Annotated in this window: 10 protein-coding genes; 8 read left to right on the top strand and 2 right to left on the bottom strand. The window is 60.0% G+C overall.

Annotated features, from left to right (window positions below):
* Positions 1 to 3 precede the first annotated feature (3 nt).
* Positions 4 to 702, bottom strand: coding sequence for a bifunctional 2-polyprenyl-6-hydroxyphenol methylase/3-demethylubiquinol 3-O-methyltransferase UbiG (ubiG, locus tag ACIQVE_RS19510; RefSeq protein ID WP_150615980.1), 699 nt, complete (start codon positions 700 to 702; stop codon positions 4 to 6).
* Positions 703 to 759: 57 nt separating this feature from the next.
* The gene (locus ACIQVE_RS19505) at positions 760 to 2,094 is read right to left on the bottom strand and encodes a TRZ/ATZ family hydrolase (protein WP_402811101.1); all 1,335 of its coding nucleotides are present in this window, start codon (positions 2,092 to 2,094) and stop codon (positions 760 to 762) included.
* A gap of 108 nt (positions 2,095 to 2,202) precedes the next feature.
* Here ACIQVE_RS19505 and mtnA point away from each other — a divergent pair, with 108 nt between their 5' ends.
* The 8 genes from mtnA to ACIQVE_RS19465 all read left to right on the top strand — a co-directional run.
* The gene (gene mtnA / locus ACIQVE_RS19500) at positions 2,203 to 3,279 is read left to right on the top strand and encodes an S-methyl-5-thioribose-1-phosphate isomerase (protein WP_402811100.1); all 1,077 of its coding nucleotides are present in this window, start codon (positions 2,203 to 2,205) and stop codon (positions 3,277 to 3,279) included.
* A gap of 425 nt (positions 3,280 to 3,704) precedes the next feature.
* Positions 3,705 to 6,479 (top strand): DNA gyrase subunit A, encoded by a 2,775-nt coding sequence (gyrA, locus tag ACIQVE_RS19495; protein ID WP_402811098.1) that lies wholly within the window; start codon positions 3,705 to 3,707, stop codon positions 6,477 to 6,479.
* A gap of 224 nt (positions 6,480 to 6,703) precedes the next feature.
* The gene (serC, locus tag ACIQVE_RS19490) at positions 6,704 to 7,789 is read left to right on the top strand and encodes a 3-phosphoserine/phosphohydroxythreonine transaminase (protein ID WP_402811096.1); all 1,086 of its coding nucleotides are present in this window, start codon (positions 6,704 to 6,706) and stop codon (positions 7,787 to 7,789) included.
* Complete coding sequence (pheA, locus tag ACIQVE_RS19485) at positions 7,789 to 8,883, top strand: prephenate dehydratase (RefSeq protein ID WP_007908404.1); 1,095 nt, start codon at positions 7,789 to 7,791, stop codon at positions 8,881 to 8,883. Before serC ends, pheA begins: the two co-directional genes overlap by 1 nt.
* A 12-nt stretch (positions 8,884 to 8,895) precedes the next feature.
* Complete coding sequence (hisC, locus tag ACIQVE_RS19480; protein ID WP_042560362.1) at positions 8,896 to 10,008, top strand: histidinol-phosphate transaminase; 1,113 nt, start codon at positions 8,896 to 8,898, stop codon at positions 10,006 to 10,008.
* 28 nt (positions 10,009 to 10,036) lie between these two features.
* A complete protein-coding gene (locus ACIQVE_RS19475; protein ID WP_402811094.1) occupies positions 10,037 to 12,244 on the top strand; it encodes a bifunctional prephenate dehydrogenase/3-phosphoshikimate 1-carboxyvinyltransferase in 2,208 nt (735 codons plus the stop codon).
* On the top strand, positions 12,241 to 12,930 hold the full coding sequence (cmk, locus tag ACIQVE_RS19470; protein WP_402811092.1) for a (d)CMP kinase: 690 nt from the start codon (positions 12,241 to 12,243) through the stop codon (positions 12,928 to 12,930). Before ACIQVE_RS19475 ends, cmk begins: the two co-directional genes overlap by 4 nt.
* A 119-nt stretch (positions 12,931 to 13,049) precedes the next feature.
* Positions 13,050 to 13,383: S1 RNA-binding domain-containing protein (locus tag ACIQVE_RS19465; RefSeq protein ID WP_402811090.1), on the top strand; the 334-nt coding region annotated here is incomplete at its 3' end.

Here is a 13,383-nt window from a genome sequence, read left to right as displayed (position 1 = left end):
GGCTTACTCCTCGCGCAGGGTCTGGATCATGTAGTTGACGTCAACGTCGCTGGCCAGCTTGTAGTGCTTGGTCAGCGGGTTGTACGTCAGACCGATGATGTCCTTGACGGTCAGGCCGGCCATGCGGCTCCAGGCACCCAGCTCGGACGGGCGGATAAATTTCTTGAAGTCATGGGTGCCACGCGGCAGCAGCTTCATGATGTATTCCGCGCCGATGATGGCGAACAGGTACGCCTTCGGGTTGCGGTTGATGGTCGAGAAGAAAACCTGGCCGCCCGGCTTGACCATGCGGTAGCAAGCGGCGATGACCGAAGATGGATCAGGCACGTGCTCAAGCATCTCCAGGCAGGTCACGACGTCGAACTGCTCGGGCATTTCTTCGGCCAGGTCTTCGGCGGTGATCTGTCGATATTCGACGCTGACGCCGGATTCCAGTTGATGCAACTGTGCGACCGCCAACGGCGCTTCGCCCATGTCGATGCCCATCACAGTGGCGCCACGTTGGGCCATGGCTTCGCTGAGGATGCCGCCGCCGCAACCGACGTCGAGGACTTTCTTGCCCGCCAGATTGACCCGTTCGTCGATCCAGTTGACCCGCAGCGGATTGATGTCGTGCAGCGGTTTGAACTCGCTTTCACGGTCCCACCAGCGATGGGCCAGGGCTTCGAATTTGGCGATTTCGGCGTGGTCGACGTTGCTCATGGTTTAATCCTCTAAAACTTGAAAAAGGCTGTAGCCCCGGAGTCTGCCCCGAGGTGTTTACGATTCGGTGTGGCCGCTGATGCGCTGGCCCCAGGCCCGGGCGGTGGCGCCCAGTTGCTGTTCATCCATTCGGGTCAGGCGCCGGTCGTCGAGCAGTTGTTTGCCAGCGACCCACAGGTGTTTCACGCAATCGCGGCCGGTGGCATATATAAGCTGCGAAACCGGGTCATAGACCGGTTGCTGCGCCAGGCCGGACAGGTCGAAGGCGACGATGTCCGCGGCTTTGCCGATTTCCAGCGAGCCAACCTGCGCCTCGATTCCCAAGGCTCGTGCGCCGTTGAGCGTGGCCATGCGCAGCGCACGATGGGCGTCGAGCGCGGTGGCGGAACCGGCGACGGCTTTGGCCAGCAGCGCAGCGGTGCGGGTTTCGCCGAGCAGGTCGAGGTCATTATTGCTCGCCGCGCCGTCGGTGCCGACCGCGACGTTCACGCCAGCCTGCCACAAACGCTCCACGGGGCAAAAACCACTGGCCAGCTTCAGGTTCGATTCCGGGCAATGGATCACGCTGGTGTTGCTTTCTACCAGTAACGCCAGGTCGTCATCGCTGATCTGGGTCATGTGCACAGCCTGAAAGCGCGGGCCGAGCAGGCCCAGTCGACCGAGGCGGGCCAGTGGCCGTTCGCCGTGCTGCTCGACCGCTTGCTGCACTTCGAACGCCGTTTCGTGGACGTGCATGTGAATCGAGGCGTCCAGCTCCTCGGCAATCACGCGGATTTTCTCGAGATTCTCGTCGCCGACGGTGTAGGGTGCATGAGGACCGAAGGTGATCTTGATCCGGTCGTGATGCTTGAGATCACCGAACAGCTCGACGCCCTGACGAATGGCCTCATCGGCGCTGGCGGCGCCCGGAATCGGGAAGTCGAGGATCGGAATGGCGATCTGCGCGCGAATGCCACTGTTATGCACGCGTTCGCTGGCGACTTTGGGGAAAAAATACATGTCCGAGAAGCAGGTGATGCCACCTTTGATTTGCTCGGCAATCGCCAGATCCGTGCCGTCACTGACGAAGTCTTCATCGACCCATTTGGCTTCGGCCGGCCAGATGTGGTTTTCCAGCCATGTCATCAGCGGCAGATCATCGGCCAGGCCGCGAAACAGCGTCATCGCCGCGTGGCCGTGGGCGTTGATCAGGCCTGGGCTGAGCAGAACATCCGGCAATTCACGTACTTCAGTGGCGTTACACTTCAGCGCTTCAGCGCGCGGGCCGATAAACACGATGCGACCGTCGCGGATGCCCAGGCCATGCTCCTTGAGCACAACGCCTGCGGGTTCGACGGGTACCAGCCAGGTTGGCAGCAATAGTAGGTCGAGCGCAATGGCAGGTTTCGGCATCGAGGGTCGGTTCCAGTGCTTTTGTAAAGGATGGCGAAGTATACCCGAGCGTCTTCGCGGGGGGATCGCTATAATCGGCGGCTTTTGTTCATGAGTGCGGGGTGTGGGATGCGCGATCGACTGTTGGCTGCGGAGAAAGTGAAGGCCATCGATTGGCGAGATGGCGCGCTACACCTGCTGGATCAGCGTATTTTGCCGTTCGAGGAAACCTGGATCGCTTACACCAGCGCCGCCGGCGTGGCCGAGGCGATTCGTTCGATGGTGGTGCGTGGCGCGCCGGCCATCGGTATCAGTGCGGCCTATGGCATCGTGCTCGCGGCGCGTACGCGGGTAGCCGAAGGCGGCGACTGGTACGCGGCGCTGGAAGAGGATTTCGCCCTGCTGGCCGATTCCCGGCCGACGGCGGTCAACCTGTTCTGGGCGCTGGGCCGCATGCACGATCGGCTCGATCGTCTCAAAGGCAATGCCGATCCGCTGGCGGCGCTGGAAGCCGAGGCCATCGCCATTCACGAAAGCGACCGCGAAGCCAACCTGACCATGGCCCAGCTTGGTGTCGACCTGATCCGCAAGCATCAGGGCAATGCTCAGGCGATTCTCACTCACTGCAACACCGGCGCACTGGCCACTGGCGGTTTCGGTACGGCACTGGGCGTCATTCGAGGGGCATTTCTGGAAGGGATGGTCGAGCGCGTTTATGCCGACGAAACCCGGCCATGGTTACAGGGCTCGCGCCTGACGGCGTGGGAACTGGCTAACGAAGGCATCCCGGTGACCTTGAACGCCGACTCCGCCGCCGCGCACATCATGAAAACCAAAGGTGTGACCTGGGTGATCGTCGGTGCTGACCGGATCACCGCCAATGGCGACGTTGCCAACAAGATCGGCACCTATCAACTGGCGGTCAATGCCATGCACCATGGCGTGCGTTTCATGGTGGTAGCGCCGAGTTCGACCATCGACATGAATCTGGCCAGTGGCGACGAAATCCCGATTGAAGAGCGCGATGGCGCCGAGTTGCTGGAAGTCGGCGGCAAGCGTGTCGGTGCGGACGTTGAGGCGTTCAACCCGGTGTTTGATGTGACGCCGGCAGACCTGATCGATGCCATCGTTACCGAAAAGGGCATCGTCGAGCGGCCGGACACGGCAAAAATGGCCCAGTTGATGTGTCGCAAGCGCCTGCATTAATTGGCTCGTTGCCTGCGTTGCCCCCTTCGCGAGCAAGCTCGCTCCCACATGTTTTGTGATCGCCGCAGAACCCTGTGGGAGCGAGCTTGCTCGCGAAGGGGGCCTTAAAGTCAATAAACATCCATAAACCAAGCCCGAATTCTGCATTCAAAGAAGCTCTGAGCCTCTCTCGTCCCCTTTAAGCCTGTCACCAGTCAACTAACTATGCTCCATGCGCGTCTGGGGGATAGGTGCGTGGCGGCCTTTGTGATAACATCCGGCGTTTTCCGAGGCAGCTCCACGGAGCTGTCTTTACTGCGCAAATCCACTCTCCGGATTGTTGATTTGTCGTAAGTCGGCGCACGGCACTCGGCCGTGCCCGACGAGCTTCGTTGCTCCCACATGGATATGACGAAGTTTCACCAGAAAAAGGAATCAGGCTTCTCATGGGCGAACTGGCCAAAGAAATCCTCCCGGTCAATATCGAAGACGAGCTGAAGCAGTCCTACCTCGACTACGCGATGAGCGTGATCGTCGGCCGTGCACTGCCGGATGCGCGCGATGGCCTCAAGCCCGTGCACCGTCGCGTACTGTTCGCGATGAGCGAGCTGGGTAACGACTACAACAAGCCGTACAAGAAATCTGCCCGTGTTGTCGGCGACGTGATCGGTAAGTATCACCCGCACGGTGATACTGCGGTGTACGACACCATCGTCCGCATGGCTCAGCCTTTCTCCCTGCGCTACCTGCTGGTCGACGGTCAGGGCAACTTCGGTTCGGTGGACGGCGACAACGCCGCGGCCATGCGATACACCGAAGTACGCATGACCAAGCTGGCGCACGAGCTGCTGGCTGACCTGCACAAAGAAACCGTGGACTGGGTGCCGAACTACGACGGCACCGAGATGATCCCGGCGGTCATGCCGACCCGGATCCCCAACCTGCTGGTCAACGGTTCCAGTGGTATCGCCGTGGGCATGGCGACCAATATTCCGCCGCACAACCTCGGTGAAGTCATCGACGGTTGCCTGGCGCTTATCGACAACCCTGAGCTGACCGTCGATGAGCTGATGCAATACATCCCTGGTCCAGACTTCCCGACCGCCGCGATCATTAACGGTCGCGCCGGTATCATCGAAGCCTACCGTACCGGTCGTGGGCGCATTTACATGCGTGCCCGCTCGATCATTGAAGACATCGACAAGGTCGGTGGCCGTCAGCAGATCGTCATCACCGAACTCCCTTACCAGTTGAACAAGGCGCGTCTGATCGAGAAGATCGCCGAGCTGGTTAAAGAGAAGAAGCTTGAAGGCATCACCGAACTGCGCGACGAGTCCGACAAGGACGGTATGCGCGTCGTGATCGAACTGCGTCGCGGCGAAGTGCCTGAGGTGATCCTCAACAACCTCTACGCCCAGACCCAGTTGCAAGCGGTATTCGGCATCAACATCGTTGCGCTGATCGACGGCCGTCCGCGGATCCTCAACCTCAAGGATCTGCTCGAAGCCTTCGTTCGTCACCGTCGCGAAGTTGTCACCCGTCGTACCGTGTTCGAACTGCGCAAAGCTCGCGAACGTGGTCACATTCTTGAAGGTCAAGCGGTTGCCCTGTCGAACATCGACCCGGTTATCGCCCTGATCAAGGCTTCGCCGACTCCGTCGGAAGCCAAGGAAGCGCTGATCAAGACCGCGTGGGAATCCTCTGCCGTGGTCGCGATGGTTGAGCGCGCCGGTGCGGATTCATGCCGTCCGGAGACGCTCGATCCGCAATACGGTCTGCGCGAAGGCAAGTACTTCCTTTCGCCAGAACAGGCGCAAGCCATTCTGGAACTGCGTCTGCACCGTCTGACCGGTCTGGAACACGAAAAGCTGCTGGCCGAGTATCAAGAGATCCTCAACCAGATCGGTGAGCTGATCCGCATCCTCAATAGCGCTGTGCGCCTGATGGAAGTGATCCGCGAAGAGCTGGAAGTGATCCGTGCCGAATACGGCGATGTGCGTCGCACCGAAATTCTCGATGCACGCCTTGATCTGACCCTGGGCGACATGATCCCGGAAGAAGAGCGCGTCGTGACCATCTCCCACGGTGGCTACGCCAAGACTCAGCCATTGGCTGCTTACCAGGCTCAGCGTCGTGGCGGTAAAGGCAAATCGGCGACCGGCGTCAAGGATGAGGACTACATCGCTCACCTGCTGGTTGCCAACAGCCACACCACGCTGCTGCTGTTCTCCAGCAAGGGCAAGGTGTACTGGCTCAAGACCTACGAGATCCCGGAAGCGTCCCGCGCTGCCCGTGGTCGTCCGTTGGTCAACCTCTTGCCATTGAGCGAGGGCGAATACATCACCACCATGCTGCCGGTCGATCTTGAAGCCATGAAGCGTCAGGCTGACGAAGAAGAAGCCGAAGGCGTCGAGGCTGATGTAGAAGAAATCGAAAACAGCAACGAAACCGACGAAGAGCGCCGTGCACGCATCAAGGCTGCCGACCGCAAGAAGGCACCGTTCATCTTCATGTCGACCGCCAACGGTACCGTCAAGAAGACCCCGCTGGTGGCCTTCAGCCGTCAGCGTAGCGTTGGTCTGATCGCGCTGGAGCTGGACGAAGGCGACATCCTGATTTCCGCCGCCGTTACTGATGGCGAACAGGAAATCATGCTGTTCTCCGACGGCGGCAAGGTCACTCGCTTCAAGGAATCCGAAGTTCGCGCCATGGGCCGTACCGCCCGCGGTGTGCGTGGTATGCGTCTGCCGGAAGGGCAGAAGTTGATTTCCATGCTGATTCCAGAAGAAGGCAGCGAGATTCTTACCGCTTCCGCGCGCGGTTATGGCAAGCGTACGGCCATCACCGAGTTCCCTGAATACAAGCGTGGCGGTCAGGGCGTTATCGCCATGGTCAGCAACGAGCGTAACGGCCGTCTGGTCGGCGCGGTTCAGGTGCAGGACGGCGAAGAGATCATGCTGATCTCCGATCAGGGCACTCTGGTGCGTACCCGTGTCGACGAAGTGTCGAGCCTGGGTCGTAACACTCAAGGTGTAACGCTGATCAAACTGGCCAAGGATGAAACCCTGGTCGGCCTGGAGCGGGTTCAGGAGCCTTCGGAAGTTGAAGGTGAAGAGCTCGAAGGTGAAGAGGGCGAGGAGTTCGAAGGCAATGTCGTGATCGACGACGCAGTCGAAGACCAGCAGCTCGACGCCGCAGCAGACGAAGAACCGCAAGAATAAGCGGACAAGCGAGGGGGGCGGATGAGAATTCGCCCCCTTGTTATTTGTTCGGTATGAAATTTCGACGCCCATCAAGACCCTTGTGGGAGCGAGCTTGCTCGCGAATGCGGAGTGTCAGGTGACATCGCTGTTTAATGTCAATCCGTCTTCGCGAGCAAGCTCGCTCCCACATGAGATCGGCGCCGACTGATATGTGATACCACCAAATCAGAGCGAGATTGGATGTGAGCAAGCGAGCCTATAACTTCTGCGCCGGTCCTGCGGCGCTTCCTGAAGCTGTCCTGCAGCGCGCCCAGGGTGAACTCCTTGATTGGCACGGCAAGGGCTTGTCGGTCATGGAAATGAGCCATCGCAGCGATGAGTTCGTGTCCATTGCGACCCAGGCCGAGCAGGATCTGCGTGACCTGCTGAATATCCCGTCGAACTACAAAGTGCTGTTTCTGCAAGGTGGTGCCAGCCAGCAATTTGCGCAGATTCCACTCAACCTGCTGCCTGAAGGTGGCTCGGCCGACTATATCGACACCGGTATCTGGTCGCAGAAAGCCATCGAAGAGGCCTCGCGTTACGGCCATGTCAAAGTTGCCGCCACCGCCAAGCCTTACGACTATTTCGCCATTCCGGGCCAGAACGAGTGGAACCTGTCGAAAGACGCCGCTTACGTTCACTACGCGCCGAACGAAACTATCGGCGGTCTGGAATTCCAGTGGATCCCGGAAGTCGGTGACGTGCCGCTGGTCGCTGACATGTCTTCGGACATTCTGTCGCGTCCAGTCGATATCTCGCGTTTCGGCATGATTTACGCCGGCGCACAAAAGAACATCGGCCCAAGCGGCATCGTCGTCAACATCATCCGCGAAGACTTGTTGGGCAAGGCTCGTGCGCTATGCCCGACCATGCTCGATTACAAGGTCGCGGCCGACAACGGCTCGATGTACAACACGCCGCCGACCCTGGCCTGGTATCTGTCCGGTCTGGTGTTCCAGTGGCTGAAAGAGCAGGGTGGCGTCGAAGCCATCGCCAAGCTGAATGACACCAAACAGCGCACGCTGTACGACTTCATCGACGCCAGCGGCCTCTACAGCAACCCGATCAACAAGTCGGATCGCTCGTGGATGAACGTCCCGTTCCGTCTGGCCGATGATCGTCTCGACAAGCCGTTCCTGGTCGGTGCCGAAGAGCGCGGTCTGCTCAACCTCAAGGGCCACCGCTCTGTGGGCGGCATGCGCGCCTCCATCTACAACGCCGTTGACATCACCGCCGTTAACGCGCTGGTGGCGTACATGGCTGAATTCGAGAAGGAACACGGCTGATGTCCGAGCAAGAACTCAAGGCACTGCGCGTTCGCATTGACGCTCTGGACACCAAAGTCATGGAGCTGATCAGTGAGCGTGCGCGTTGCGCCCAGGAAGTCGCGCGCGTAAAGATGGCCTCGCTGGCCGAAGGCGAAGTGCCGGTGTTCTATCGTCCTGAGCGCGAAGCTCAGGTGCTCAAACGGGTGATGGAGCGCAATCAGGGGCCGTTGGGCAACGAAGAAATGGCGCGGTTGTTCCGCGAAATCATGTCTTCCTGCCTCGCGCTGGAGCAGCCGCTGAAAGTGGCTTACCTCGGCCCTGAAGGCACCTTCACCCAGGCTGCGGCCATGAAACACTTCGGTCACGCGGTGATCAGCAAGCCAATGGCAGCGATCGACGAAGTGTTCCGTGAAGTGGCGGCTGGTGCGGTGAATTTTGGCGTGGTGCCGGTGGAAAACTCCACCGAAGGCGCGGTCAACCACACCCTCGACAGCTTCCTCGAACACGACATGGTGATCTGTGGCGAAGTCGAGCTGCGCATTCATCATCACCTGTTGGTCGGTGAAAACACCAAGACCGACAGCATCAGCCGCATCTATTCCCACGCTCAGTCACTGGCCCAGTGCCGCAAGTGGCTGGACGCGCATTACCCGAATGTCGAGCGCGTTGCAGTGTCCAGCAATGCCGAAGCGGCCAAGCGGGTAAAAGGCGAGTGGAATTCGGCAGCGATTGCCGGTGACATGGCAGCGGGGCTGTATGGCCTGACGCGTCTGGCCGAAAAGATCGAAGATCGCCCGGACAACTCCACGCGCTTCCTGATGATCGGTAACCAGGAAGTGCCGCCAACCGGCGACGACAAGACCTCGATCATCGTGTCCATGAGCAACAAGCCCGGCGCGCTCCACGAGCTGCTGGTGCCGTTCCATGACAACGGGATCGACCTGACCCGGATCGAAACCCGGCCGTCGCGCAGCGGCAAATGGACCTACGTGTTCTTCATCGACTTCGTCGGCCACCACCGTGATCCGTTGATCAAAGGTGTGCTGGAAAAGATCAGTCAGGAAGCAGTAGCACTCAAAGTGCTGGGTTCCTACCCGAAAGCAGTTCTGTAAGGGGCGGTAGTAATGAGTGGCAATTTCCTCGCTCTGGCACAGCCGGGCGTGCAACAACTTTCGCCGTACGTACCGGGCAAGCCTGTGGACGAACTGGCGCGCGAGCTGGATCTGGATCCGGCGAAAATCGTCAAACTGGCAAGCAACGAAAACCCATTGGGCGCCAGTCCGAAAGCCTTGGCGGCGATTCGCGAAGAGCTGGCCGAGCTGACCCGCTATCCGGACGGCAACGGTTTCGCACTCAAGTCCCTGCTGGCCGAGCAGTGCCGCGTCGAGCTGAACCAGGTCACGCTGGGCAATGGCTCCAACGACATTCTTGAGCTGGTGGCGCGCGCCTATCTGGCGCCGGGCCTCAACGCCGTGTTCAGCGAACATGCGTTCGCGGTGTATCCGATCGCGACTCAAGCGGTGGGCGCCCAAGCCAAAGTGGTGCCTGCCAAGGATTGGGGGCACGACCTGCCTGCGATGCTGGCGGCCATCGATGCCAACACCCGCGTGGTGTTTATCGCCAATCCGAACAACCCGACCGGCACCTGGTTCGGTGCCGAGGCGCTGGACGAGTTTCTGCAGGATGTTCCTGAGCATGTGCTGGTGGTGCTGGACGAGGCTTACATCGAGTACGCCGAAGGCAGCGACTTGCCGGATGGTCTGGACTTCCTCGCGGCATACCCGAACCTGCTGGTTTCGCGCACCTTCTCCAAGGCTTATGGTCTGGCGGCACTGCGCGTCGGCTACGGTCTGTCGACTCCGGTAGTGGCAGATGTGCTGAACCGTGTTCGCCAGCCATTCAACGTCAACAGCCTGGCGCTGGCGGCAGCTTGTGCGGCGCTGAAGGATGAGGAATATCTGGCGCAAAGCCGGCAGCTCAACGAGTCCGGTATGCAGCAGTTGCAGGCGGGTTTCCGTGAGCTTGGTCTGGGCTGGATCGAGTCCAAAGGCAACTTTATCTGCGTCGATCTCGCTCAGGTGGCGGCTCCGGTGTTCCAGGGTTTGCTGGCTGAAGGTGTGATCGTGCGTCCGGTGGCCAATTACGGCATGCCGAATCACCTGCGGATCACCATCGGCCTGCCGGCGGAAAACAGCCGCTTCCTTGAAGCGTTGCGCAAGGTTCTGGCTCGTGGGTGATGTCACTGCAATGCAATCTGCTGCACCTATGATCGGTCGCCTTGTAGTGGTCGGCCTGGGGTTGATCGGTGGTTCGTTTGCCAAAGGCTTGCGTGAAAGCGGTGTTTGCCGCGAAGTGGTCGGGGTTGATCTCGATCCGCAATCGCGCAAGCTGGCGGTCGAGTTGGGCGTGGTGGATCGCTGCGAAGACGACCTGACGGCTGCATGCCAGGGCGCTGATGTGATTCAGTTGGCGGTGCCGATTCTGGCCATGGAAAAAGTGCTCGCGCGTTTGGCGAGCATGGATCTGGGTCAAGCGATTCTGACCGATGTTGGAAGCGCCAAAGGCAATGTGGTGCGCGCGGCGACCGAGGCGTTTGGTGGCGTGCCGGCGCGGTTTGTGCCAGGCCATCCGATTGCCGGCTCCGAGCAGAGCGGGGTGGAGGCCTCCAATGCCGAACTGTTTCGTCGCCATAAAGTGATCTTGACGCCGCTCGAGCAAACCGATCCGGATGCGCTGGCGATCGTTGATCGGTTGTGGCGCGAATTGGGCGCCGATGTCGAGCACATGCAGGTCGAGCGTCACGATGAAGTGCTCGCCGCAACCAGCCATCTGCCGCATCTGCTGGCCTTCGGTCTGGTCGACTCGTTGGCCAAGCGCAATGAAAACCTTGAGATCTTCCGTTACGCTGCCGGTGGTTTTCGCGATTTCACAAGAATCGCCGGAAGCGACCCGGTGATGTGGCACGACATCTTCCTCGCCAACCGCGAGGCTGTTCTGCGCACACTCGATACATTTCGTAGCGACCTCGACGCCTTGCGCGACGCGGTCGATGCAGGGGATGGGCACCAATTGTTGGGCGTTTTCACTCGCGCCCGGGTTGCCCGTGAGCATTTCAGTAAAATCCAGGCCCGCAGGGCCGATGTGGACGCTATGAATTCCAACGATCAGATCTTCCTGGCTCAACCGGGTGGCCGCCTGTCCGGTCGGATTCGCGTACCGGGTGACAAATCCATTTCCCACCGTTCGATCATGCTCGGTTCGCTGGCCGAAGGCGTCACCGAAGTCGAAGGTTTCCTTGAGGGCGAAGACGCCCTGGCAACCTTGCAGGCGTTCCGCGACATGGGCGTGGTCATCGAAGGCCCGCATCACGGCCGCGTAACTATTCACGGTGTCGGCCTGCACGGTCTGAAACCTGCGCCGGGCCCGATCTATCTGGGCAACTCCGGTACATCGATGCGTCTGCTGTCTGGCCTGTTGGCGGCGCAGAACTTCGACAGCACCCTGACCGGCGATGCTTCGCTGTCCAAGCGTCCAATGAATCGCGTGGCCAATCCGCTGCGTGAAATGGGCGCCGTGATTGAAACCGCCGCCGAAGGGCGTCCGCCGATGACCATTCGTGGCGGTCACAAGCTCAAAGGCCTGACCTACACCATGCCGATGGCCAGTGCTCAGGTGAAATCCTGCTTGCTGCTTGCTGGTCTGTACGCTGAAGGCAAGACCACCGTCACCGAGCCTGCACCCACCCGCGACCACACCGAGCGCATGCTGCGTGGCTTCGGTTACCCGGTGAGCGTTGAAGGCGCCACCGCTTCGGTCGAGTCCGGCGGCAAGTTGACCGCAACCCATATCGAAGTGCCGGGCGACATCTCGTCTTCCGCGTTCTTCCTGGTGGCTGCTTCGATCGCTGAAGGTTCCGAGCTGGTGCTTGAGCACGTCGGCATCAACCCGACCCGCACCGGTGTTATCGACATCCTGCGCCTGATGGGTGCGGACATCACGCTGGAAAACCAGCGCGAAGTCGGTGGCGAACCCGTGGCTGACCTGCGCGTACGAGCAGCTAAGCTCAAGGGTATCGAGATCCCGGAGGAGCTGGTTCCGCTGGCCATTGACGAGTTCCCGGTACTGTTTGTGGCGGCCGCCTGTGCCGAAGGGCGTACGGTGCTGACCGGCGCCGAAGAACTGCGGGTCAAGGAATCGGATCGTATCCAGGTCATGGCGGACGGTTTGCTGGCGCTGGGCGTCAAGTGCGAACCGACCCCGGACGGCATCATCATCGACGGCGGCCAGATCGGCGGCGGCGAAGTGCATGGTCACGGCGATCACCGTATCGCCATGGCTTTCAGTGTGGCTTCGCTGCGCGCCACTGCACCGATTCGCATCCATGATTGCGCCAACGTTGCGACATCGTTCCCGAACTTCCTCGCGCTGTGCGCGCAGGTCGGTATTCGTGTGGCACAAGAGGCTCAGTCGTGAAATACATTGCACCGGTCATCACCATTGATGGGCCAAGCGGCTCGGGCAAAGGCACGGTAGCCGGGATTCTGGCCAAGCGTCTGGGCTGGAACCTGCTGGATTCCGGTGCGCTTTACCGCTTGCTGGCGTTTGCTGCGCACAACCATGGTGTCGATCTGACCAATGAAGAGCTGCTGAAGAAACTTGCCGCTCATCTGGATGTGCAGTTCATCGCGGCGACCGACGGTCAGCTGCAGCGCATCATTCTGGAAGGTGACGAAGTCAGCGATGTCATTCGCACTGAAAGCGTCGGTTCCGGCGCTTCGCAAGTGGCTGCATTGCCCGCAGTGCGCGAGGCGCTGCTGCAGCGTCAACGCGCATTTCAGGAGGCGCCGGGTCTGGTGGCGGATGGTCGCGACATGGGTACGGTGGTGTTTCCTGGCGCACCGCTGAAAATTTTCCTGACCGCCAGTGCCGAGGAGCGGGCTCGCCGTCGATATTTGCAGTTGAAGGGCAAAGTCGAGGGTGTTAGTCTGTCGAGTCTGCTAGATGAGATCCGTGCACGCGATGAGCGTGATACCCAGCGCGCAGTAGCCCCGCTCAAACCGGCGGCTGATGCCATACAGCTGGATTCCACGGAGTTGTCCATCGATCAGGTGCTTGAACGCATCATGAGCGAGATCGCCATTCGCGATATCGCCGGGTGACCAAGAAGGTCGCAGGGGACCAGTCATAGTCCTGCGGCACTTCTTCTATATGAAACTAACCCACACCGTCTGGGGTGTGGAGATGGGCGTATCCTTCGCCCTCATTTACAGGAATTAAAATGAGCGAAAGCTTTGCGGAACTCTTTGAAGAAAGCCTAAAAACCCTGAACCTTCAGGCAGGCTCCATCATCACAGGTGTTATCGTTGATATCGATTACCAGGCTCGCTGGGTAACCGTTCACGCTGGCCTGAAGTCTGAAGCACTCATCCCGCTTGAGCAGTTCTACAACGACGCTGGCGATCTGACTATCAATGTCGGTGACGAAGTTCACGTTGCTCTGGACTCGGTTGAAGACGGTTTTGGTGAAACCAAGCTGTCCCGTGAAAAAGCCAAGCGCGCTGAGTGCTGGATCGTTCTGGAAGCTGCCTTCGCAGCCGAGGAAGTGGTCAAGC

This window comes from Pseudomonas sp. NPDC098747 (assembly GCF_044760045.1).
GTDB lineage: Bacteria > Pseudomonadota > Gammaproteobacteria > Pseudomonadales > Pseudomonadaceae > Aquipseudomonas.
Note: the sequence above shows the minus strand (reverse complement) of the source record. Positions and strands in the feature narration are given on the sequence as shown.

Bases quoted from the DNA above. Each gene is read 5' to 3' on its own strand.
- ACIQVE_RS19475 (WP_402811094.1), top strand. From the start codon at position 10,037: ATGATCGGTCGCCTTGTAGTGGTCGGCCTGGGGTTGATCGGTGGTTCG.
- hisC (WP_042560362.1), top strand. From the start codon at position 8,896: ATGAGTGGCAATTTCCTCGCTCTGGCACAGCCGGGCGTGCAACAACTT.
- mtnA (WP_402811100.1), top strand. From the start codon at position 2,203: ATGCGCGATCGACTGTTGGCTGCGGAGAAAGTGAAGGCCATCGATTGG.
- gyrA (WP_402811098.1), top strand. From the start codon at position 3,705: ATGGGCGAACTGGCCAAAGAAATCCTCCCGGTCAATATCGAAGACGAG.
- ACIQVE_RS19505 (WP_402811101.1), bottom strand. From the start codon at position 2,094: ATGCCGAAACCTGCCATTGCGCTCGACCTACTATTGCTGCCAACCTGG.
- pheA (WP_007908404.1), top strand. From the start codon at position 7,789: ATGTCCGAGCAAGAACTCAAGGCACTGCGCGTTCGCATTGACGCTCTG.
- ubiG (WP_150615980.1), bottom strand. From the start codon at position 702: ATGAGCAACGTCGACCACGCCGAAATCGCCAAATTCGAAGCCCTGGCC.